This window comes from Halosimplex amylolyticum, from assembly GCF_051414035.1.
Taxonomy (GTDB): Archaea; Halobacteriota; Halobacteria; order Halobacteriales; family Haloarculaceae; genus Halosimplex; species Halosimplex amylolyticum.
In genome coordinates, this window is record NZ_JBLKNW010000002.1 from 25,292 (window position 1) to 46,713 (window position 21,422).

A 21,422-nucleotide genomic window follows, 5' to 3' on the forward strand; every position below is an offset into this window, starting at 1 on the left:
CAGTCACTCGGTTACCACTCCCCGAGATGGCTGCCGCGATCGACGAGGACACCAAGCGGACCGTCGCACAGGGTCGCGCGACCCTCGGGTCCATGATCGGCAGCGCCCGCGAGGACCTCCAGAAGGCCTTCATGGTCTTCGTCATCGGGTTCATGGGGACGTTCTACGCGCTCCGGCTCTACGTCTGGGACCAGCTCAAGGCCGACCTGAACCCCCAGCTTAAACAGAGCGGAGAGGGGGTCAGCATCGTCGCGACCACGCCCTTCGACGTGATCCTGTTACAGGCGAAGATCGGGATCTTCATCGGGATCCTCATGGCTATCCCGGTCGTGATCTACTACGGCCGCGACGCCCTGCGAGCGCGGGGCTGGTGGCCCGCCGAGGACGTCCCCCGCTGGAAACTCGCCTTCCCGGCGCTGCTCTCGGTCGTCCTCTTCGCCGGCGGCATCGCCTACGCCTACTACCTCTTCTTCCCGCTCATGCTCGGGTTCCTCGCCGGCAACGCCGTCAACGCCGGCTTCGAGCCAGCGTGGTCCATCGTCAAGTGGACGCAGTTCATCGCCTTCCTCGGCTTCTCGTTCGGCCTCGCCGCGCAACTGCCGCTGGCGATGAGTTCGCTGGCGTACCTGCGCATCCTCAGCTACCAGGCGATGCGCGACCGCTGGCGCTACGCGGTGCTCGGGATCTTCGTGTTCGGCGCGTTCTTCTCGCCGCCGGACCCGCTCACGCAGATCATGTGGGCGCTCCCGCTGATCGGCCTCTACGCCTTCAGCCTGGCGCTGGCCCGCTTCGCCGAACTCCTGCGCCGCTCGGCCGACGAGGTCTCGGCCGGACTGGTCCTCCGCACCTACTGGAACCAGCTCGCGGGCATCGCCCTCCTCACCTTCGCCGCCGGCTACCTCTTCGTCGTCCGCATGGGTGTCGCCGCGGTCAACGACGTCCTCGCTGGCCTCCCCGAACAGTACCAGCGCGGCCCCTACCCCAGCCTCGCCGAGATGACGGGGCTGGACCCCCAGGTCGTCGCCGCGCTCGTCGGCCTCGCCGTGATGGCCGTCGCGCTCGGCGTCGCCCTGTTCGCCTTCTCCATCCGCGAACTCAACGCGGCCCGCGACCCCACGGAGCCCGTGGGGTCGCCCGCAGAGATCGACCTGCTGGCTCTCGACGCCGCGGCGATCCCGGCGACGCCGCCCGAGCGCTTCGAGGACATGGACGAGGGCGAGGCGACCGAGCTCGCCCGCGAGGCCCTGCAGGAACAGGAAGACCCCGACAAGGCCCAGGCCATCCTCGACCGCTTCGACGAGGTCCAGGAGGCCGAAGAGCGACGCGCCGAGGCGGCCGAGGGGAGCGAAGGCGACGCGACCGCTGCTGACGACGACGAGGGCGGCATCTTCGCCTCGACGACGGCGGGCGTCGTCGACTCGTTCACCGAGGAGGAGACCACCGAGGACGACATCGGCGGCTACTACTACGACATCGCCTTCATCCTCGAGAGCCTCACCTCGCGGGCGTTCCGCATCGTCGGCGTGTTCGGCGTCGTGATGGCCGCGACCTTCGTCTTCCTCTACCAGGGCGGGATCGGGCGGCTCCAGGAGATCTTCTTCAGCCGGATGCCCGAGAGCCAGGGGGTCCAGGCCAACATCGTGACGCTCCACCCCGCGGAGGCGCTCATCTTCGAGATCAAGTTCGCCACGCTACTGGGGCTGGTCGCGACGTTCCCGCTGATCCTCTACTACGCCTGGCCGCGACTCAAGGAACGCGGGCTCGTCGGCGGCGACCGGCGCGTGCTCGGCGCGTGGGCCGTCTCCCTGATCGTCGGCATCGTCGGCGGGAGCCTGCTCGGGTTCCTGTACATCGCGCCCGCGATCATCTCGTGGCTCGCGGCCGACGCGATCCAGTCGAGCATGGTCATCTACTACCGGATCAACAACTTCGGCTGGCTGGTCGTCGCCACGACGGTCGGCGTCGGCCTGCTCGTGGAGGTGCCGGTGACGATGTTCCTGTTCCACCGCGGCGGCCTGGTCACCTTCCAGACGATGTTCGACCGCTGGCGGACGGTCGTCATGGCGATCATCGTCACCGCCGCGTTCCTCACCCCCTCCAGCCTGCTCACGATGCTGGTGTTCTCCATCCCCACGGCGTTCGCGTACATGGTCGGCCTCGGACTCCTGTGGGTCTACACCCTCGGCGGTCGACGCACGCCCAGCAGAGAAGGCGAAGCGGCCGACTGAAGCGACGGTCTGCGGATCAGAACGAGCGCCCGGACCCCGGCGTCAGTCGTCGTCCGTCGAGGGCGCCGACTCGAACGCCTTCTCGCCGTACATGTCGGCGACCTCCGCGGCGTAGCGATCGCGGATGTCCCGGCGCTTTTTCTTCATCGTCGGGGTCAGGAGGCCGTTCTCCTGGGTGAACTCCTCGGGGACGAGCCGGAACTTCTTGATGCGCTCGTGTTCCTCGAAGTCCCGGTTGACGCGCTCGATCTCTCGTTCGACCAGGTTCCTGGCGGCGTCGCTCTCGCAGATCGCCTGTCGGTCTTCGGGGATCGACACGCCCTCCGATTCCGCGAAGAACGTCAGACCGTCCACGTCCGGGACGACCAGGGCGCTGACGAACTTCCGGTCCGACCCGAGCACCATCACCTGCTCGATGATGGAGATGTCGCCGAAGCGCTCCTCGATGGGCCCGGGCGGGATGTTCTTGCCCGTCGAGAGGACGATGAGCTGTTTGGCGCGCTCGTGGAAGACGAAGTAGTCGTCCGGTCGCCGCTCGACGATGTCGCCCGTCCGCAGGTACCCGTCGTCGGTGAACGCGTCGGCCGTCGCCTCCGGGCGCTCCCAGTAGCCGTCGGTCACGTTCGGCCCCGAGACGAGCAGTTCGCCGACCGCGCCCTCCGCGTCGAACTCGGCGTCGATGTCGGTGTCCAGGCGGGCGTCGATGTCCTGCACCAGCGGACCGATCGTGCCCGTCTTCGGGTCGGTCGGCGGGTTCGTCGTCACGACCGGCGCCGCCTCGGTGAGTCCGTAGCCCTCGAAGACCGGCAGGCCCATCCCGTGGTACAGCGCCGCGAGTTCGGCCGAGAGCGTCCCGCCGCCGCTCACCATGAAGTCGATGTTCCCGCCGAGCGCCGCGCGCACGTCGGAATACACCAGCCGGTCGGCCACCGAGTGCTTCACCGAGAGGAGCCGCCCCGGGTCGTCTGCGTGGTGGTGCGCGCGAGCCACGTCGCTCGCCCACTGGAAGATCCGCTCGGCGACCGACGACGACTGGGCCTCCTCGCGGATGGCCCCGTACATCTTCTCGAACACCCGCGGGACCGCCGTGGCCGAGGTCGGCTCGACGGTCTGGAAGTCCTCCTTCAGCGTGTCGACGCTCTCGGCGTAGGCGACGGTCCCGCCCGCGGCGAAGATGAGGAAGTGACCGGCCAGGCGCTCGAAGACGTGCGCGAGCGGGAGGAACGAGACGGTCGTCGTGTCGGTGTCGATGCTCAACTCCGAGGGTTTGTCCGGTCGCGGGCCGTAGCGGCGGTACACCTGGTCGACGTTCGACCGGAAGTTGCGGTGGGTGAGGCGCACGCCCTTCGGCTTCCCGGTCGTCCCGGAGGTGTAGACGAGGCTGGCCAGGTCGTCGACGTCGCTCTCGTAGAGCCACCCCTCGTAGGCCGCCTCGTTGTACTGGTCGGCGCCGCGCTCGTAGACCTCCCCGAGCGTGTACACGTCCGACTCCCCCGCGAAACGTCCCGGGTCGTCCATCACGACGAAAAAGTCCAGGTCGAGGTCGGCGTCGTTCTCGTAGACCCGCTCCAGGCACGTCTCGTTCTCGACGACGACCCCGGTGGCGTCGGGGTCGTCGAGGAGGTACGCCGCCTGCGACTCGGAGGAGCTCTTGTACACCGTGGACACCACGCCGCCGGCCGCGAGCACCGCGAAGTCGGTCTGCGCCCACTCCATGCGCGTGTCGGCGTAGAGCCCGACGCGGTCGCCGCGCTCGACGCCCAGGTCGCGGAAACCGGCCGCGAGCCGGCGGACCACCGCTGCCATCTCGTCGTACGTGAGGGTCGCGAATTCTCCGTCGGGGGCCGCGGGGAACGCGACGCCGGCCAGCGAGCGGTCGTACACCCCACCCTTGTACCGCTGCGCCGGACGGTCCGCGTTGCGCGCCGCGCTGTTCTCGAACATCTGTGCGAGCGTCGACTCCCCCAACACGGGGTCGTCGAACGCCCGCTCCCTGTCGACCGAACCCATGAACATCTGTTATGAATTCTCCGGTAAAAAGGTGCGGGCCAGGGCGCGCGCGGGAGGCGGCGGGCAGGTGCCAACGCGCGCGAAACGCGACGATTCGGCGGAGCCAGCGCCGGCCGTCTCGATGTCGGACCCAGCGCCGACCGTCCAGATGCTACTCCGCGCGCGTGACGCCGGTGAACTCGAAGCGGGCGCCGGGAGCGCTGTCGTCCTCGGCTACGGCGACCGACCAGCGGTGGGCCTCGGCGATCTCCCGGACGATAGCGAGCCCGAAGCCGGTCCCGGCCTCGTCCGCGCTCACGCCCCGTTCGAACACCGTCTCCGGATCGTCTACCTCGATGCCCGGACCGTCGTCTTCGACGTAGAAGCCCGGTTCGTCGTCGAGCGTACCGGCACGGACGGTCACGTCCTCGCCGCCGTGCTCGACCGCGTTGCCGAAGACGTTCTCGAATAGGCGGACGAGCCGGTCGGGGTCGGCCTCGATGGGGTAGGCCCAGTCCTGTTCGAAGGTCGCGGCCCCGGTGTCGACGGTCGCCCAGGCCCTGGTGGCGACCACGCCCGCGTCTACCCGCTCGGTCTCCTCGATCTGGTCACCCTCGCGGGCCAGCGAGAGCACGTCGTCGATGAGCGACGCCATCCGCTCGTGCATCTCCGCGACGGTGTCGAGGTCCGACTCGTCGCCCGTCTGGCGGTAGCGCTCCAGGCGGCCCGCGGCGACGTTGAGCGGGTTGCGCAGGTCGTGGGAGATGATGCTCGCGAACTCGTCGAGGCGCTGGTTCTGCCGGTCGAGTTCGTGCTCGCGGCGTTTCTGTTCGGTGACGTCGACCGTGACGCCGACCGTCCCGCGGAGGCGACCGGACTCGTCGTACCACGGCGCCTTGGTGGTCTGGAAGAACAGGTCCCGCCCGTTCGGCGGGCTGGCCCGTTCGATCCGACCGCGGATGGGCTTGCCGCTCTCGACCACCTGTCGGTCGTCGGCGATCGCGTCCTCGGCGTGGCCCGCCTCGTAGAGGTCGAAGTCCGTCTTCCCGTGGACGTCCTCGGGCGTGTGCAGGATCTTCCCCTCGGGAGACTCGATGAACGGCTCGACGACGTCCTCGCTGACGAGGACGTGTCGGCTCTGGTCGTCCTTGAAGTAGACGGACATCGGCACGTGCTCGACGAGCGAGCGCAGCATCGCCCCCTCGTCGTCGTCCGGCGGCCCGCCGTCGGGGACGCTCCCCACGAGGTACCCGATCCCCGCCGACCGGTCGGCGACGATCTCCACTTCGGTCTTGAACGCCCCGTCGACGCCGGCGCAGTGCCACTCGCGGCGCTCGAAGTCGCCGTCCAGGGCCCCCTGGACGAACGTCTCGATCGGGCCGCCGTCCCTGAGCCACTCCAGTTCCTCCTCGCCGGGCTCGCCCCGCCCGCGGCCGCGGAGTTCGTGCGTGATGTCCGTCTCGCGCAGGTCGGCGAGCGTCGCGTCGTCGATGTCCGGCGGATCGAGCGCCCAGTGGTCGAAGAACGTCTCGTTCGCCTCCCGGAGCGCGTAGGAGTCGAGATCGAACGAGACGATGGCCTCGCCGCTCAGGTCGGCGAGGTGCCAGCCCACCTCGTCGCGCTCGCGCTCGACGAAGTCGCGGACCCGAGACCGCACCAGCCGCGAGGTGTGTTCGCCGTCGGCGACGTAGGCCGCCGACGGGTCCTCCAGCAGCCTGTCGAGCAGGTCGCCGTCGATCCGGTCGCCCCCGGGGTCGACGACGACCACCGGTCGCGTCCGGTCGACGTCCCTGACAGCGTCGTAGTACGTCTCGTCCGGGCCGCAGACGACACAGACCGCCCCGCGTTCGACCCCGGCCCTGACCGCTCGTGCGCCGTCGCCCTCCGGCGTCGAGACGGCCAGGGAGGTGTCTGCCTCCAGCGCGGCGACCGCCGCCTCGCGCACCACCTCGTCGGCCGCGACGACGGCGACTGTAGTCGAGATGTCCCCCGAATGTGGCATAGAACCCTCTATACCGTATTCCCGGATAAAAATGCCGCCAACCACCCGTGACCCGTCGAGACGCTCGCCGATCCCTGACATTCGACCTCCGAGACCAAAACATGTTCGGCCATTTCACGTCGGCGGGAATGCTGAGACGCGATAGGGTCTCCGGTCACGTAGGGCGAGCCGAGCACGCGGGCCGGCCGGTCCGAGCCGGTCGAACGTCCGTCAACCACACCATGATCGACCCCGTCATCGCCAGTCGGCTCCAGTTCGCACTGACGACGATCGTCCACATCGTCTTCCCCGTGATGAGTATGGGACTCGCGCCCTTCCTCGTCTACTTCACGTGGAAGGAGATCCGCGGGGGCGACCCCGTCTACGAGCAGCTCCGGCGGTTCTGGACGAAGATATTCGCCGTCTCGTTCGTCGTGGGGACCGTCACCGGGATCGTCCTCGAGTTCGAGTTCGGGACGAACTTCGCGGCGTTCTCGACGATCGCCGGCGAGCTGTTCGGCGGCCCCCTCGCGATCGAAGGGATGATGGCGTTCATGCTGGAGGCCACCTTCCTCGGCGTGTTCGTATTCGGCCGCGACCGCGTCGGCGACCGTCTCTACTTCGTCTCCGCCCTCGCCGTCGGTCTCGGGACCTGGCTGTCGGCGGTGTGGATCCTGATCGCCAACTCCTGGATGCAGACCCCCCGCGGGTTCGAACTCGTCGAGTCCGGCGGGCGAGAGGTCGTCAGGCTGACCGACCCCCTCGCCGCCTACCTCAGCCCGCGCTTCCCCTACATGTTCGTTCACATGCAGAACGCGGCGGTCCTCTCGGTCGCGCTCGTGATGGCCGGGCTGGGCGCGTACTACGTCTTCCGCCACCACGTCTGGGGGAACACGGTCCCCCACGCCGACTTCTGGGAGCGGACGCTGAAGATCGCGCTCGTCGCACTGGTCATCACGGCCCCGTTCCAGGTGGTCCACGGCGACGTGTACGCACGGCACGTCTCCGAGAGCCAGCCCCAGAAGTTCGCGGCGATGGAGGCCGTCTGGGAGACCGACTCCTACGTCCCCGAGTACATCGTCGCATTCCCGACCAGCGTCGAGGACATGACGAACCCGAAGGCCAAGGACATCTTCGGGATCGGGATACCGGGCGGCGCCTCGTGGCTCGCCAGCGGGGGTGATCCCCAGGCGACGATCACCGGGTTGAACGAGTTCGAAGGGGCTCCGCCCGTGGCGGTCGTGTTCTGGTCGTTCCGGATCATGGTCGCGCTGGGCTTCTGGTTCGTCCTCCTGGCGTTCTGGGGCGCCTTCAGGTGGTACCGGGGCGGGCTGCTCGACGACGACCTGCTGCACAAGGCGCTGATGCTCTCGGCGCCGCTGGGGATCCTCGCCGTCGAACTCGGCTGGGTGGTCACCGAGGTCGGCCGCCAGCCGTGGGTGATCCAGAACGTCCTGCGGACCAGCGAGGGAGTCTCACCGGGCCTCACCGGCGGCGAGGCCACCCTCACGCTGCTCTCGTTCGCCGCCGTCTACCTCGGGCTGTTGACCCTCTACGGCTACGTCCTCGCGCGCATCGTCCGCGCCGGACCGCCGGGTCGCGAGGAGTTGCGGACCGTCGACGCCGAGGACGCCGACGCCCCGCTCGCCCCGGGGGTGACCGTCGATGACTGAACCGGTCGCACACCTCGCGGGCGCCGTCCGCTCGCTCCCGGCACCGCCGCTCTCGCTCGCGGACGGGCCGCTGTTCGGCCTGCCGCTCCCCGAGCTCTGGTTCGGGCTCCTCTTTTTCATCTTCGCCGTGTTCCTCGTCCTCGACGGGTTCGACTTCGGCGTCGGCGCCCTGTTCGCGACCCGCGCGGACCCCCACGAGCGCGAGCAGTTGATCGCGGCCATCGGGCCGTTCTGGGACGGCAACGAGGTGTGGCTGGTCGTCTTCGGCGGCGCCATGTTCGCCGCGTTCCCGAGCGTCTACGCGGCGCTGTTCAGCCGCCACTACCTCCTGATGTTCGCCATCCTCGGCGCGCTCATCCTCCGCGGGCTCGCGCCCGAACTGTACGAACAGCGCGAGGACGACGCCTGGAAGCGCTGGTGGGGCCGCGCGTTCGTCGTCGGGAGCGTCGGCGCCCCCTTCTTCCTCGGCGTCTTCGCCGCCAACTGGGTGCTCGGCGCGACGCGGATCGTCACGGTCCCGGGGGTCGTCGTCGGTCTCGCCGTCGTCGCGCTCACCGTCGTCGACGGGGCGGCGTTCCTCCGCCTCAAGACGCGAGGGAGCCTCCAGACGGACCTCGAACGGGCGGGTCTGCGTGCGCTCGTCGCGTACGTCGGGCTCGTCGTCTTCGCGCTCGGGACGATCTACGCGACGACGCCGGCAGTCCGCTCGGCGCTCACGTCGCCGCTCGCGCTCGGACTGGTCGTCGCGACGGTCGCGCTCGCCGGCGGTTACGCCGTCGCGATGCGCCGCGACCGTCACCTCCCCGCGTTCGCCGCGGCCGCGGGGCTGGTCTTCGCCCTCGTCGGGGTCGTCGCGCGCCTGACCTACCCGTACGTCGACCGCGTCACCGGCCAGACCGTGAGCGACGCCATCGTCTCGACGCTCCCACTGAACCTCATGACGATCGGCGCCGCAGTCCTGCTCCCGCTCGTGTTCGGCTACTTCGCGGTGCTGTACTCGACGTTCAGCGGCCCCGTCGAGGCGGGGGAGACGTACTGATGAGCGACGATCGTGCGGTCGAGACTTACGACGCCGCGTCGAAGACGACCTCCCTGCTCTCGCGAACGCTACTGACGTGGCTGGAACTCACCGTCGTCGGCATCACCGGCGGCGCCGTCGGCGCGGCGGTCGGCGGTCCGCCCGCGTTCATCGCCTACCTCCTGACGACGCTCGTCTCGGTGGGGATCCTCTTTCACAACGTCGCCGCCCTCGTCGACGCGCGTATCGCGGCCGCCCACGCCCCGGACGCTAGCGCGAGTGGGGCGGACTGACCCGGCGCGGCGTCCATCCGCCCTGGCTGACCCGGCGCGGCGTCCATCCGCCCTGGCTGACCCGGCGCGGCGTCCATCCGCCCCGACGGACGGCCAGGTGGCGTCCATCTGTCCTGACTTACCCGGGCGAAGCGATCCGCCTATATTCTCGGAGTGACCTCTGACGAATATCTATGCCGAAGATCAGCGTGGAAGTGCCCCAGGAGTTGCTCGACGACCTCGACGAGCACGTGGGCGAGAACGGCAAGTTCGTCAACCGGAGCGAGGCCATCCGGGCGTCGATGCGGAAGACGCTCGACATGCTCGACGACATCGACTCCCGGCAGGGGCGCCTGGAGGAGGAGCGATGAGCGACGGGCGTCCGGCGCCGTCGCCGGTGCAGGTCGGTCTCATCGGCCTGTTCGTCACGGCGATCGTCACGGCGCAGGTGACCGCCTCGAAGCTCCTGCAGTTCGGGCTCCCGTTCGAACTACCGGTCGTCGGCGGGGCTCTCGTGCTCCCCGGCGCGGCGCTGGCCTACGCGCTGACGTTCTTCGCCTCGGACTGTTACGCCGAACTGTACGGCCGGAAGGCCGCGACCGTCGTCGTCAACGTCGGCTTCGTGATGAACTTCGTCCTGCTCGCGCTGGTCTGGAGCACCATCGAGGCGCCGGCGCTGCCGCAGACAGTACCGGGGCAGATCGATCTGGCGGCCTTCGAGAGCGTCCTCGGCGCGAGCACGTCCATCGTCGTCGCCAGCCTCGCGGCGTACCTCGTCAGCCAGAACTGGGACGTGTTCGTCTTCCACTGGATCCGCGACTACACCGACGGCGAGTACCTCTGGCTGCGAAACATCGGGTCGACCGCGACCAGCCAGCTCATCGACACGGTCATCTTCATCCTCGTCGGCTTCGTCCTGCTCGGCAGCACCTCGCCCTCCGACGCCGTCGCGCTCATCGCCGGCCAGTACCTCTTCAAACTGCTCGTCGCCGTCGTCGACACACCCTTCGTCTACGCCGTCGTCGCCGCCGTCCGCTCCCGGAAGACCGCCTCCGCGACCGCCTACTCGCGGCCGGAGTGACGGCATCGCGCGGTTCCGCGCTCTCGGTCGTCACCTGACGGGCCGATCTTCGGCCGTCCCACACAATTATGCGGACAGCGCGCTTCTCGGGGATATGAATATGGAAGCGGACGCCGTCGTCGAGGAACGGCCGATCGTCGCGACGGCCCTCGTCGCGGTCGTCGCGACCGCGGCCTACGCGGGGATCCAGCTCGTCCTCGACGGCTCGGTCGCGGTCGCCGAGACGGCGTCGTTCGTCCTGATATTCACGGTCGTCTACGTCGCCGGCAACCGCTATCTCCGCGGCAGACAGGGCGACTCCCGGTCGGACGACACGGGCGAGTAACTCACTCCAGGAATCGGTCGAGGCCGCTCTGTCGCCGGGCGACGCCCGCCGGATCGGGCTCCCAGGCGCTCAGCCGCGCCCGGATCGCCTCCGAATCGTCGGCCCCTTCGACTCCGCCGCTCTCGTCGGCCGCTTCACGCTCGTCGTCGGCCGCTTCACGCTCGTCGTCGGCGGGTTCGTACCCCGGACACTCGGGTCCGCAGTCGGCGACCGGCCGAACGATCCCGCCCTTCCACTCGCACCACGGGAGCCCCGCGTCGGCGTACTCGACCGGGTCGACCGCTCCGGAGTCGCACCGGCGGCAGTCGGGCAGTTCGTACGTCCGCCAGCCCTTGCCGTAGGCGCGTTCGGCGATTCGGCGCCGCTGGCGGCGCTTCTCGGCGGCGGTGACGGGCCGGACGTTCGTTCGACCCGCCTCCCGGTCGAGCAGTTCGACGCCGGGACCGTCGGTCGCCAGCGGTTCGGCCTCGCGGACGACCTCGCGGTCGCCGGTCTCGGGGTCGAACCGCCAGACGCCGACCTCGTCGGGGAAGCGGTTGAGGTGGGCGCCGGTGACGTAGGTCTCCGTCGCGAGGACCACCTCGTCGAAGACGCCCAGCGAGACGTCGATGCGCAACTGGTCGCGGAGGTCGCCGGGGCGGTCGAGGTCGGGTTTGTTCTCGATGCCCACGAGGGAGTCGAACCACTCGGGGTAGCGGACGGTCTGGCGGACCGCGGCGCTCGACCCGCTGCGCTCGCGCTCGAAGAAGCCCAGTTCGACCGCTCGCTCCGCGACTGCCCGCGCGCGCTCGGGGTGACAGTCGAACGCGTCGGTCACCGAGCGAGCGGTGCCCGGACCGACGGCGCTCTCGATGGCCAGCGGCGGGATGGTGTGCGGCGTGATGGCCGCGCGGCGGTCGAACTCGGGGCCGGGCTCGACGCAGACGACGTCGGCGACGCGCCGGCCGTGGACCGCGGCGCCGAGTTGCCGGCCGACGATCCGGTCGGGTGCCTCGAGACGGGCACACAGCGCGAGTTCGAACGCGAACTCCTGCACAGAGATGGGTTGGCGCGAGCGGGCATAAGCGCGACGCGTCGCCGCCGGATTCCGGCCCCGTGACCGTCTGCGGCCGATCCCAGTCGGCGGACGCGTCAGTTCACCGATACACTTTTGATCGGCCGTGTGTAACTGGCAATGAGATTAGGGTGACGTGGGAAATGGGAACGATCGAGACGACGGGGAGAGGCCAGTCCGGTATTATCGGGATGGTCATACTGATAGGGCTGGTGCTCACGGGGGCGATGCTAGTTCTGGTGAGCGGATCGAGCGCGATCAGCGAACTCCAGCAGGACCGGTCGGACACGAGCTCGCAGGTCGTCATGGAGGGGGTCGACTCGAAGCTCGCGACGCTGACGAGTTCGGAGTACTCCGCGCGGGACCGCTTTTCGCTCGGGGACCTCGAACGAAACGACGCACGGCTGATACGCTCGGGCTTTCTGAACGTCACCGTCAACCGGAACGCCACGTGCGCGACCAACATCACGCTGAGTTCGATCCGATACGAGAACGACGAGGGCCAGGTCGTCGCCTACGAGGCCGGCGGCGTCTGGTCGGCCAACGACAACGGGAGCGCGATGCAGACGGCGCCGGCCGTCCGGTTTCGGAACGGGAGCCTGGACGTCTCGGTGACGAACCTCACCGGCGAGGTGTCCAACGACAAGAACCAGGCGTTCTACAACGCGAGCACGTCCACACGCGAGTCGACCGCGCGCTCCCAGCAGGTGATCACCGGGACCTGTGCGCGCCCGGACAACGTTACGCTGGAAGTCCAGAGCGACTTCTATGTCGCCTGGGGAGACTACCTCGAGGGCGAACTCGGGGTCGAGACGGACGTCTACGCCTCGAACCGGACCGCCGTCGCCTACCTCAACCAGAGCGATCTCCCGCGGCGCGTCGACGACAGCCGCAACCACGTCATCAACATGTCTGAGGCGCCGTACATGGACGAGGTCGAGATCGACGGCAACACGATCCGCGTCACCAAGAACGTCTCCAACGACTACAGCACCTACGTGGAGGCGCTCTCGAAGAACCGCGTCGACATCGGCCAGATCAGACGCATCGAGAACGCCCAGAACGTCTCCGGCCCGCCGCTCGACGTGGTGTTCGTCCTGGACGAATCGGGGTCGATGGGACAACACCTCCCGAACGGGAACACGAAGCTTTTCGCCGCTCAAGAGGCAATCAAGAACTTTAGCACACAGCTCAATGCAAGCAAAGATAGGGTCGGCCTCGTCGGCTACTCCACGAAGTGGGACAAACCGAGTTGGGCCAGCGACCATGCCTGGATCTGGCGGACACCAACCCCACCCGACACAAATGGGCGGTATCTGGTCCGACCGAGCAGTGCGTTCAATACCACTGTCGAGGCGACTGAAGACCGCGGGGGGACTGCGGGGAGTGTCGGACTCGACAAGGCGAACATAGTCCAGCACCTGAAGAGCAATCAGACGCGACAGAGCGTCATCGTCTTCCTCTCTGACGGTGAATTCAATGAAAAAGGGATGTCGGGTGTCGGCGATAACGAAGCCGCGGAGAAGCGCGCTGAGACATCCGGCGAACAGCAAGCGACGGTCTACACTATCGGGTTCGGGCAGTCGACTTCGGACTTCAACGAGAGTGTACTCCAGTACATAGCCGGAGAGACTGGCGGGGAGTACTACTACGCCAGCAACCAGGATGAACTCAGCGATGTTTTCGTCGACATCGCGACCCGCATCTCCAGCACGCGACAGATCGCTCGCATGCCGACCTCGACGAGTCTGCAGACCGGCACGGGCCGCACGTACGCGCCACAGATCGCCGGTGACACGGACCGGATCGCCGTCAACACCTCTGGGGGGACCCGGTACCTGAACATCAACGACCCGACCGCGCCGACGCTGTTCAGCCACTCCTTCGCGCTCGCGGACAACGAGTCGCTGACGTTCAACGCGTCGACGTACAACTGCGCGGAGTGGCGCGGCACCGGGATCACGCGCTCGCACAACGGCTCGTCGTACCAGGTCACTCGCTGTACGAACATGACCACCGAGGACCAGCCCCTCGGCGCGGACAACGCGACGATATTCCGCGACGGCGACAACATGACCTCGTTCCTCGCGGGCGACGCCCCCGCGTGGTGGCAGGAGGACATCGAAGAGGCCATCGACTCCAGATCGGACGTCCACCTCAACACGACGAGCAACATCACCCACATGAAGAGCAACCAGGCGCTGGTCATCCTCGACTACCCCGACGGGACGAACTCGACGAACCGACTGGCGCTGCTCTACCAGGTCGGCCTCGCCGAGTCCGAAGCGAGACCCGAGGGCGTCATCAACATCAGGGTCAACAACGTCGAAGTCAAGTCGTAGATCCCCACTTTCGAACACGCAGTGCAGTCCGGCGGTGGCGTGCGCCGACGGTTCGCTGACGTCGCGCGAACGCCGAGATTGCCCCCCTTCCTCCGTCCGGGTCCCCTGTTCGACGCACGGCGAACGTGTCGATTCACGCGGTAGAAACGGAGACGACGAGAGCGACTTCGGGACGCCGCGTCCCACGTCGACGTGGGTTACCCCAGCCTACGTGTCGAACGAGACTGAGATGACCGTCTCCCGGACGTACATCGCGTCGATGCCGTCGCAACGGAACGTGCCGGAAGTGGGGCCGGCCGTCCAGTTTCCGGCGTCTTCGAAGTGGCGGTCCCAGGCCAGCGAGCGCGGGGAGTCGACCGTGACGAACAGCTCGTCGGCCTCGGCCATGCTGTCCTCGCCGGTCCGGTTCATCGGGAAGCGGAGTTCGCGGGTCTCGGCCGACCCGACGACAGACACGTAGTCGGCGCCCGTCTTGTCCGTCGACTCGGCGACGACGCGGACGACCGAGACCACCGCTCGGTTCTCCGTGCAGGTCATCGGCGGTTCGTCGACGATCGCGATGTTGTCCTCGCTGTACGTTCTGAAGACGGCGCCGTTCTCGTAGGTGATCGTCGTCCCCTCGTTGGCGTACTGGAGCCCACCGACGTCGAACGTCTTGTCGAAGTCGGTGTGCTCGGCCTCGACTGTCACCTCTGGGCCATCGATCACCGTCAGCGACCCGCTCGACAGCGACAGTTCGTTCGTCCGGACGGTCGCGCGCTGTTCCTGGAGCTGTTCGAAGCTCGATGCGACCTGCTCCATCCCCGCCTCGGCGTTGTCGAGGCGCTCGTTCCGACCCAGGTCGTCGATCTGCGGGTACCCCATCATCGCGACCAGTCCGACGGAGACGACGATGATCCCGAACGTCAGGGTGAACCCGATCATGTTCCGGTTCGCCCGCTCGTCGTCGTGGAGTCTCATGGGTCCTCCGTGAGTCCGATCTTGTGGAGGACCGGCGACTTGACGACGGAACTCGAGTTGAGTTCGACCTCGAGCTTGAAGTCCCGAGCCGTCCCCGATAATCCGTTCACGCTGACGGTGTTCTGCCCGTCGGCGAGTTCGATGCGGTCGCTCTGTTCGTCGACCGTCCCGTCGCCGTCGTAGTCGGCGAGGACGGTGACGTTGATGGACGTCGCGGACGGGACGTCCGCCTGGTACTGGAGACTCGCGTTGGACGGGCCCAGTGGTTGCGTGCCGCTCTGCCAGTCCGTTTCGAGCGTCCCCGCGTGTTCGGAGAGGGACTCGACCTGCGCGTCTGTGAGCGCTCTGTCGTAGACCCGGACCTCGTCGATCTTGCCGTCGAAGTGACGGCCGGTGGCATCGAGATTCTCGGCGATTCCGAGGTCTGTGCTCGCCGAATCGATCTCGGTCGCGGTCGTCGTCGCCACCGGCTGGCCGTCGACGTAGGTCGTGACGGTCGACCCGTCGAAGACGCCGGCGACGTGATACCACGTGTTCGTGCCGAGACCGAATCCCGCCGTGGCCCCGTTCCAGGAGCCGTCGTAGATCGTGAACCGCGGTTGGTTGCCGTTCTCGAGCTGGAGGTTGTACGACTGGTCCGAGTGCTGGAACAGCGCGGTCCACCCGCTCTGTGCGGTGTCCTTGTTCACCCACATCGAGACGGTGACCGCGTCGGTGTCGCTCATTTCGAGGGACGAGTCGTCGTCGATGCGGAGGTGGTCGTCGACCCCGTCGAACGTGTAACTCCGCGTGCCGAAGACGCCCAGCCCGGTACCGGGGTCGTTCTCTTCGCTCGCGTGGTTGTCGTTCACAGACGCGTCGTCGGCGGTGCCGTCGAGCGACCAGTACCCGGCCAGGCCGGACCCGAACTGGTCCTCGGCCGGATAGCCGAGCGCGACCCGGTCGTCCTGGCGGTCGCCGAACGAGTCGTGGACGACGCCGTTCGAGACGCTCGCCGCGTCCCAGTCGCCGGCGTCGCGCCAGACGTAATCCCCGTCGAGGATAGTCACCGTCCGGTTGATCGATTTCGACCCGCGCGTCTCGTACGCCGAGACGCCCCCGACCTCGGCGATCGTCAGGTTCGCCTTGACGGTGCCGCTGGTGAGCGTCGCGACGTCGTTCAACTCGTGGCGGTACTGACCGCCGACCGCCGTCGTGTGGTCGATGTCGGCTTCGACGCCCGCCAGGTCGCCGCCGAGTTCGAACTCGATGGTGTCGAGTTGCTTGTCGGCGACGACGACGAGGTCGACGCGGTCGTTCGATCCGCCTTGTCGGGTCTCTATCTGGACGTCGTCGACGTTCGGGCTACCGGCGACGTCCGTGAACACGGTCGAGTTCAGCTGTCCGTCGACCCGGTACCGGACGCCGATCTCGAATTCGGTGCCCGAGAGGTCCTCGTCGCCGTAGAGTTTGCCGATCCAGAACCGGGCACTGTCGCCCTCGAACAGGGACACCGTTTCGCTGTCGGGGATGTCGATGATGCGCCCGCCGGACGGCATCGTATCGACGGTCGCGGTCCTGGAGTCGACGGACCCGTCGTCCTCGTCGTCGATCAGGAGTTCGGCGTCGTTGCTATTGTCGCCGAACGGACAGGCATCGCCCCATCCGCAGTCGTTGTCCAGCGGCGACAGCGAGTCGTCTTTCGGGTCGACGAGGATCTCGACGATCTCGACCGACGAACTGACCGAGGTCGCGTACTCGTTCGTGACGGAGAACGTGACCGCGCCCTCGTCGGCGTCGTCCGCACCGTCCTCCGTGTTCTCCAGGTCCCCGTTGTACGCGAGCCCGGAGACGCGGAGTTGCCGCGTGACGTTGCTCGTCGCGCCCTCGTTGTCCACGACGCGGAGCGTCACCTCCCGGGGCCCCGGATCGAGTTGCCGGGAGACGTTCCTGCCGAGCGCGTCGAACGACCCGTCGGCGCCGAAGTCCCACTTGTAGGCGACGATGTTCCCGTCGACGTCGAACGAGTCGCTCGCGCTGAAGTGGATCGGATCGCCGCTCCGGGGCACCCCCGGCGAGAAGGTGAACGACGCGATCGGCGGTCGGTTGACGGGACTGACGACCGTTCCGAAGCGGTCGACCTGGAACGACCGACCGACGCCGATCCGGGGCTGGTGGTCCGCGACGGGGCGGGCCGTGTCGGCCGCCCCGCCGGCAGCGACGACGGTCATCACGAACGTCCCGCCGCCCTCGTCCTCGATCTCGACGTCGGTCGTGAGGTTCAGCGGGACCTTCGCCGCGGCGTCGACGCCGTCACCTTCGAGGACGAGACAGGAATCGGTGTGGAACAGGCCCGTGTCACAGGGGTCGCCGTCGGCGAGCCACACGCTGTAGCTGTTCCCGATGACGGTCGAGTCGACGGTCGTCTCGACGGTGACCCTCCCGCCGTGCTGTCCGAGTTCGTCCGCCCGTTCGACCTGCGAGGCCAGTTGATTGCCGATCGTCTCCAGTTGCGAGTCGGCGACCTGGGCGCGCTCGTCCTGAACGTAGCCCGCCACGCCGTTGAGGAGGACGACGATGAGGAGGCTGGTGATCGCGATCCCGAACACGTGGGAGATCTGCGTCGACACGCCGCGGTCGTCGGTGTGGTGGCGTCTCATCGTGCCTCCCGGTAGACGGTGATGTTGTACTCGTTGGCGTAGCTGAGCTGGCTCCCGCCGAACTCGGTCGTCACGTTCGCGGTCCAGACCGCGGGCGACCGACAGGGCTGGTCCGGCGCCGGTCCGGACTGGCTACACGGCTGGTAGTACGTGGACGTGAGCGTCTCGTTGTAGACGAGTTCGTACTTCGCGACGACGCCTTTCCCCCCGGAGACGTCGATCCGGTAGGGGGGTTCGATCGAGCGCGTCCCGTTGAAGTCGCAGTCGTCGGTGAAGGCGCTGCCCTGGAAGAGGTCGAGCAGCACGCGGTCGCGCGAGGGATCACACAGCACAGAGGCGTTCCCGGCGTGGCTCACGTTCGAGGCGACCCCGAGGTTGACGCCCGTGCCGGCGGTCGTCCGGTTGATCGAGACGTTCACCGAGTGGCCCGTGGCGTTCGTGACGTTGATCCACGTCGGTTGCGTGCTCGTCCGCTCGACGTCCACGTTCATCGTGAACCAGCCGAGGTTGCGGTACTCCCCGCCTTCGCCGATGGTCCACTCGCCCTGGCCGCCGTCGGACGTGACGTTCCCGTCGGCCGTCTGCACGACGCGGGACCCGAAGTGAGAGGACTCGTTGTTGTACGTGACGTTGACGTACTCGCCGCGGGAACTGGCGTACGACTCGGCCATGAGCCCGCTGTAGACGCTCATGTTGCGGTCGATCACGATTCCGAGTTGCTCTCCGGTCAGGTTGCGGTGGCGGTGGTTGAGCCGGAGGACGAGCGAGCGGCTCCCCTTGCGGGACTCGTACTCGAACTCCTGGGCCTCGTCGATCTGCGGGGACACCTCCGAGACGGCGCCGTTCTGGGTGACGAAGTGGCTGTTGACGACGACGGTGAGCCCGATGATGATGGCCGCCAGCGTGAGCGCGCCGAGGAGGATCATCTGCGCGCGGCTCCGGGCGTCGGTGTCGCTCACCATACGATCAGTCGCACCTCCACGACGTTGTAGATGGGACCGTCGACCGCGTTGGGTATCGGGTAGTACCCGTCCTTGCTGTTGGTCGCGTTCGTGTCGTACTGCCAGAGTTCGACGTTCCGCGAGGCGTTGGGCGCCGTCAGCGTCTGGTTGTCGTACAGCGTCACGGTGTAGCTCGCGGTCACCGCGTTGTCGGACGGTTCGCCGCGGTGAGCCATCGTGATCGTCTCCGTTCCGGTCGAGAGGTTCCGCGGGCGAAAGGCGACCTCGACGTTGAAAAACTGCGACCGCTGGGTGAACGTCTGGTTCAGGAGCACTCCGAACGACCCCGGTAACTGCTCGGGGCCGTAGCCGATGCGCGGATTGGCGGCGCCGGAGAAGGTCCGCTGGCTCTGCGACCAGTAGCGGACGAGGCTCGAGAGGTCGGTCGTGTCGGCCCGAGATGTCATCAGGAGGACGTCGTCGGCCTGCTGTCGGAGGTCGGTCCGGGTCGACTGGTCCACGTTGCCGCTGCTCGTCGGGACGACGACGACGGATCCGATCGCCAGGAACAGCGCGCCGAGCAGGACGAGTGCCGCCGCCAGTCCCTCCAGAGTGAACGCCTGTCCGCGGGTGCCCGTTCCGACCATCTTACCACGTCCTGACCGCGAGGCGGCACCCCGGCTGACAGATCCCCTCACCGAGCGTCACGATGCGAGCCGCCGACCCCGCGGCGTTCCCCTGGTACCGAGAGCCGGCGGCCAGTTTCGAGCCGTCGTAGCTGACGATCCGGCTCCCGTTCAGCGTCGTGAGCGTCACGTTGAACTGCGCCGACCGCTGGAGGCCCCATCGCGTCCGGAGTTCGCTCTCGGATCGACCCAGCGCGTCAGACAGTCGATCGGCGTCGAGTTCGTTCGGCTGGCGTCCCGTCGTGAGGTTCTGGACGACCGTCGTCGCTATCCGGTCGGACTGGGAGATCTCCTCGCTGCCGACCCCGGTGGACAGCGGCCCAATGAACCCGAACAATCCCGCCAGAACGGCGCTCAGCGTGATGATGAACAGGCTGATGCCCACCGTGTAGTCGTGCAGCGTCTGTCCCCGGTCGGCCGGACCGTCCCACGGTCCCCGGCCGCTCCCGGCGCCCCCCGGGCGCCCCTGTTGTCGCTCACCCACCATGTCAAGTATCGCTTCACTTCATTGTCCACCAGTATCATTGTTACGACGTGGCGGTCGGGGGTCGGTAAGGTGCGCTTACCGACCGAAATCCGGAGAATTCGGTGGCGTTCGCGTCGACCGGGCGAGCGGACGTACCTGCCAGCCGAGCGAACGTACCTGCCTGCTGGGCGGACGCGGCTACCCGTCGCAGGACTTGCAGTCGGTGTCGACCACGTCGAGGTCGCCGTCGAGCGTGACGGTGAGCCGGTCGTCGGCCAGGGTGATATCGACGGTGACGCGCCAGGGGTCGGCGCTCTCGACGGTGGTGTACTCGTCGTCGACGCACCACGGGAGCGTCCAGTAGGGCCGTGCGGACAGGTCGATGCCGTGGTCCTCGTAGAACGCCGAGACGATCGACTCGTCGAGCAGGACGAGGCCGACCGGCGAACAGAGTTCGTTGCGACAGCGCTCGCAGACGTGCTCTGCGCGCAACGACACGTCGAGACAGCAGTCGCCGCCCCGGACGATCTCGGTGTGGATGCGGCCGGCACAGGAGGGACAGACGCCGTCGGCGGCCAGACAGTGGAGGTGGCGGACCCGCTCGTCGAAGGCGGTGGCGATCTCCTCGTTCGTGCGGTCGACCAGCCCCCCGGGCGGGAACTCGTACTCGCCGTGGGACTTCCCGCAGTCGACGCACTCGATGCGGAACTGCTCGTCGGCGTAGCGGGCCTCCAGGCCGCCGCCGCAGCGGGTGCAGGCGCCCTCGACGGTGAAGGGGTCGACGTCGGGCTGGCGCGTGAAGGTGCCCGCCCGGACGGCGCGGACGACCTGCGCGCCGGCGTGGCGGAGGTCGTAGCCGTCGTCGCTCTTGGCGACGAACTGGTCGGTGAGTTGCTGGAGGTGGTAGTTGAACTGCGCGCTGTCGCGCATGTCCACGTCGTCGTGGAGTTCGGAGAAGCTGACGGGCCGCTCGTCCGCCCGCCAGAGCGCCTCGAGGATGTCCAGTCTGGTCTCGTTGGCGACGACGCCGAACGCCTCCGCGGGGTCGACCCCTGCGGCCTCGTCGGCGTCCTCGCCGGCCTCGTCACGTGCTCTGCTCATACGTGTCCGTTCGATAGCGTCTCTCAAAAGGGTTCCCTGAAACGACTTTTTGTACGCACCCTGTTACTTTCGAGGCGTTTTCAACGACAGAAAACGCTTGTGGGGAGTTACCACAGTCGCAGACGGAGAGGGGACGTGATGTGTGCATCGAGTGATTCCGGGCCCGTCCTTCGCTCGACCAGTCGCTGGGAGAGCCGAACGGTGCTGGTCGTGGATGACAACCCGGAGCTGACGGCGCTGGTGGGCGCCTACCTGGGACGGTTGGACGACGTGTCGGTCCTGACGGAGACGGACCCGCAGGCGGCGCTCGCGCAGCTCGACGAGACGGTCGACTGTGTCGTCTGTGACTACGAAATGCCCGAGATGGACGGCGTCGACGTGCTCGAGGCCGTCCGCGAACGCTATCCCGATCTCCCGTTCATCCTGTTCACCGTCGCGAACGAGTACGCGGTCGCAGAGCGGGCGCGCGAACGCGGAGCGGAGTTCGTCCGGAAGGGGCCCGCTGCCGACGGCTTCGAGCAGTTGACGGAGACGGTCGAACGCAAGCTCGGGGACTGACTCGCTCGACTCGTCGCATCGACCGTCCGGCGAGCGTCGCGACGGCCGGACGGCGAGCGGGGTCGGGGGCGAGTCGGCAGACGCGACGAGCGCAAACAGTAGGTTTAT

18 protein-coding genes are annotated in these 21,422 nt (G+C 67.8%); 9 read left to right on the forward strand and 9 right to left on the reverse strand.

Annotation, left to right across the window (positions count from 1 at the left end):
- Nucleotides 1-26 precede the first annotated feature (26 nt).
- A complete protein-coding gene (locus ACMGFE_RS10750) occupies nucleotides 27-2,228 on the forward strand; it encodes a twin-arginine translocase subunit TatC (protein WP_436925199.1) in 2,202 nt (733 codons plus the stop codon).
- A gap of 42 nt (nucleotides 2,229-2,270) precedes the next feature.
- On the opposite strand, the gene ACMGFE_RS10755 is transcribed toward ACMGFE_RS10750, so the two are convergent.
- Both ACMGFE_RS10755 and ACMGFE_RS10760 read right to left on the reverse strand, forming a co-directional pair.
- Nucleotides 2,271-4,238 carry an AMP-dependent synthetase/ligase gene (locus ACMGFE_RS10755; RefSeq protein ID WP_436925200.1) on the reverse strand — a complete coding sequence of 656 codons (1,968 nt, stop codon included), beginning with the start codon at nucleotides 4,236-4,238 and terminating at the stop codon, nucleotides 2,271-2,273.
- Between the two features lie 151 nt (nucleotides 4,239-4,389).
- Nucleotides 4,390-6,219: a sensor histidine kinase gene (locus ACMGFE_RS10760; protein WP_436925201.1), complete on the reverse strand. Its 1,830-nt coding sequence runs from the start codon at nucleotides 6,217-6,219 to the stop codon at nucleotides 4,390-4,392.
- Nucleotides 6,220-6,440: 221 nt separating this feature from the next.
- Here ACMGFE_RS10760 and ACMGFE_RS10765 point away from each other — a divergent pair, with 221 nt between their 5' ends.
- From ACMGFE_RS10765 to ACMGFE_RS10790, 6 genes are all read left to right on the forward strand, one after another.
- Nucleotides 6,441-7,871 carry a cytochrome ubiquinol oxidase subunit I gene (locus ACMGFE_RS10765; protein ID WP_436925202.1) on the forward strand — a complete coding sequence of 477 codons (1,431 nt, stop codon included), beginning with the start codon at nucleotides 6,441-6,443 and terminating at the stop codon, nucleotides 7,869-7,871.
- Entirely contained in the window at nucleotides 7,864-8,910 is a 1,047-nt protein-coding gene (locus tag ACMGFE_RS10770; RefSeq protein WP_436925203.1) for a cytochrome d ubiquinol oxidase subunit II, read from the forward strand. The genes ACMGFE_RS10765 and ACMGFE_RS10770 overlap by 8 nt, the downstream gene beginning before the upstream one ends.
- Nucleotides 8,910-9,182: a hypothetical protein gene (locus ACMGFE_RS10775; protein WP_436925204.1), complete on the forward strand. Its 273-nt coding sequence runs from the start codon at nucleotides 8,910-8,912 to the stop codon at nucleotides 9,180-9,182. Before ACMGFE_RS10770 ends, ACMGFE_RS10775 begins: the two co-directional genes overlap by 1 nt.
- A 173-nt stretch (nucleotides 9,183-9,355) precedes the next feature.
- Entirely contained in the window at nucleotides 9,356-9,532 is a 177-nt protein-coding gene (locus ACMGFE_RS10780) for a ribbon-helix-helix domain-containing protein (protein WP_274321871.1), read from the forward strand.
- Nucleotides 9,529-10,242, forward strand: a complete 714-nt coding sequence (locus tag ACMGFE_RS10785; RefSeq protein WP_436925205.1) for a queuosine precursor transporter — start codon at nucleotides 9,529-9,531, stop codon at nucleotides 10,240-10,242. The genes ACMGFE_RS10780 and ACMGFE_RS10785 overlap by 4 nt, the downstream gene beginning before the upstream one ends.
- 94 nt (nucleotides 10,243-10,336) lie before the next feature.
- A complete protein-coding gene (locus ACMGFE_RS10790) occupies nucleotides 10,337-10,567 on the forward strand; it encodes a hypothetical protein (RefSeq protein WP_436925206.1) in 231 nt (76 codons plus the stop codon).
- A gap of 1 nt (nucleotide 10,568) precedes the next feature.
- Here the strand turns inward: ACMGFE_RS10790 and ACMGFE_RS10795 are convergent, their stop codons facing one another.
- Nucleotides 10,569-11,603: a DUF5787 family protein gene (locus ACMGFE_RS10795; RefSeq protein WP_436925207.1), complete on the reverse strand. Its 1,035-nt coding sequence runs from the start codon at nucleotides 11,601-11,603 to the stop codon at nucleotides 10,569-10,571.
- Nucleotides 11,604-11,764: 161 nt separating this feature from the next.
- Between ACMGFE_RS10795 and ACMGFE_RS10800 the strand changes: the two genes are divergently transcribed.
- Nucleotides 11,765-13,963, forward strand: coding sequence for a vWA domain-containing protein (locus ACMGFE_RS10800; protein ID WP_436925208.1), 2,199 nt, complete (start codon nucleotides 11,765-11,767; stop codon nucleotides 13,961-13,963).
- Between the two features lie 207 nt (nucleotides 13,964-14,170).
- Here ACMGFE_RS10800 and ACMGFE_RS10805 read toward each other — a convergent pair whose 3' ends face one another.
- The 6 genes from ACMGFE_RS10805 to ACMGFE_RS10830 all read right to left on the reverse strand — a co-directional run bounded on the left by ACMGFE_RS10805 (nucleotide 14,171) and on the right by ACMGFE_RS10830 (nucleotide 20,756).
- A complete protein-coding gene (locus ACMGFE_RS10805) occupies nucleotides 14,171-14,923 on the reverse strand; it encodes a DUF7289 family protein (RefSeq protein WP_436925209.1) in 753 nt (250 codons plus the stop codon).
- Nucleotides 14,920-17,562 carry a DUF7266 family protein gene (locus ACMGFE_RS10810; RefSeq protein ID WP_436925210.1) on the reverse strand — a complete coding sequence of 881 codons (2,643 nt, stop codon included), beginning with the start codon at nucleotides 17,560-17,562 and terminating at the stop codon, nucleotides 14,920-14,922. The genes ACMGFE_RS10805 and ACMGFE_RS10810 overlap by 4 nt, the downstream gene beginning before the upstream one ends.
- Nucleotides 17,559-18,524 carry a hypothetical protein gene (locus tag ACMGFE_RS10815; RefSeq protein WP_436925211.1) on the reverse strand — a complete coding sequence of 322 codons (966 nt, stop codon included), beginning with the start codon at nucleotides 18,522-18,524 and terminating at the stop codon, nucleotides 17,559-17,561. The genes ACMGFE_RS10810 and ACMGFE_RS10815 overlap by 4 nt, the downstream gene beginning before the upstream one ends.
- Complete coding sequence (locus ACMGFE_RS10820) at nucleotides 18,518-19,150, reverse strand: DUF7288 family protein (RefSeq protein ID WP_436925212.1); 633 nt, start codon at nucleotides 19,148-19,150, stop codon at nucleotides 18,518-18,520. The genes ACMGFE_RS10815 and ACMGFE_RS10820 overlap by 7 nt, the downstream gene beginning before the upstream one ends.
- A 1-nt stretch (nucleotide 19,151) precedes the next feature.
- Nucleotides 19,152-19,676: a DUF7287 family protein gene (locus tag ACMGFE_RS10825; protein WP_436925213.1), complete on the reverse strand. Its 525-nt coding sequence runs from the start codon at nucleotides 19,674-19,676 to the stop codon at nucleotides 19,152-19,154.
- 177 nt (nucleotides 19,677-19,853) lie between these two features.
- Nucleotides 19,854-20,756: a DUF7351 domain-containing protein gene (locus tag ACMGFE_RS10830; protein ID WP_436925214.1), complete on the reverse strand. Its 903-nt coding sequence runs from the start codon at nucleotides 20,754-20,756 to the stop codon at nucleotides 19,854-19,856.
- 201 nt (nucleotides 20,757-20,957) lie between these two features.
- Here ACMGFE_RS10830 and ACMGFE_RS10835 point away from each other — a divergent pair, with 201 nt between their 5' ends.
- Nucleotides 20,958-21,314, forward strand: coding sequence for a response regulator (locus ACMGFE_RS10835; RefSeq protein ID WP_436925215.1), 357 nt, complete (start codon nucleotides 20,958-20,960; stop codon nucleotides 21,312-21,314).
- Nucleotides 21,315-21,422: the final 108 nt, after the last annotated feature.

Bases quoted from the DNA above. Each gene is read 5' to 3' on its own strand.
- ACMGFE_RS10815 (WP_436925211.1), bottom strand. From the start codon at position 18,524: ATGGTGAGCGACACCGACGCCCGGAGCCGCGCGCAGATGATCCTCCTC.
- ACMGFE_RS10755 (WP_436925200.1), bottom strand. From the start codon at position 4,238: ATGGGTTCGGTCGACAGGGAGCGGGCGTTCGACGACCCCGTGTTGGGG.
- ACMGFE_RS10820 (WP_436925212.1), bottom strand. From the start codon at position 19,150: ATGGTCGGAACGGGCACCCGCGGACAGGCGTTCACTCTGGAGGGACTG.
- ACMGFE_RS10750 (WP_436925199.1), top strand. From the start codon at position 27: ATGGCTGCCGCGATCGACGAGGACACCAAGCGGACCGTCGCACAGGGT.
- ACMGFE_RS10760 (WP_436925201.1), bottom strand. From the start codon at position 6,219: ATGCCACATTCGGGGGACATCTCGACTACAGTCGCCGTCGTCGCGGCC.
- ACMGFE_RS10830 (WP_436925214.1), bottom strand. From the start codon at position 20,756: ATGAGCAGAGCACGTGACGAGGCCGGCGAGGACGCCGACGAGGCCGCA.
- ACMGFE_RS10810 (WP_436925210.1), bottom strand. From the start codon at position 17,562: ATGAGACGCCACCACACCGACGACCGCGGCGTGTCGACGCAGATCTCC.
- ACMGFE_RS10785 (WP_436925205.1), top strand. From the start codon at position 9,529: ATGAGCGACGGGCGTCCGGCGCCGTCGCCGGTGCAGGTCGGTCTCATC.
- ACMGFE_RS10800 (WP_436925208.1), top strand. From the start codon at position 11,765: ATGGGAACGATCGAGACGACGGGGAGAGGCCAGTCCGGTATTATCGGG.
- ACMGFE_RS10825 (WP_436925213.1), bottom strand. From the start codon at position 19,676: ATGGTGGGTGAGCGACAACAGGGGCGCCCGGGGGGCGCCGGGAGCGGC.
- ACMGFE_RS10775 (WP_436925204.1), top strand. From the start codon at position 8,910: ATGAGCGACGATCGTGCGGTCGAGACTTACGACGCCGCGTCGAAGACG.
- ACMGFE_RS10790 (WP_436925206.1), top strand. From the start codon at position 10,337: ATGAATATGGAAGCGGACGCCGTCGTCGAGGAACGGCCGATCGTCGCG.
- ACMGFE_RS10765 (WP_436925202.1), top strand. From the start codon at position 6,441: ATGATCGACCCCGTCATCGCCAGTCGGCTCCAGTTCGCACTGACGACG.
- ACMGFE_RS10770 (WP_436925203.1), top strand. From the start codon at position 7,864: ATGACTGAACCGGTCGCACACCTCGCGGGCGCCGTCCGCTCGCTCCCG.
- ACMGFE_RS10780 (WP_274321871.1), top strand. From the start codon at position 9,356: ATGCCGAAGATCAGCGTGGAAGTGCCCCAGGAGTTGCTCGACGACCTC.
- ACMGFE_RS10805 (WP_436925209.1), bottom strand. From the start codon at position 14,923: ATGAGACTCCACGACGACGAGCGGGCGAACCGGAACATGATCGGGTTC.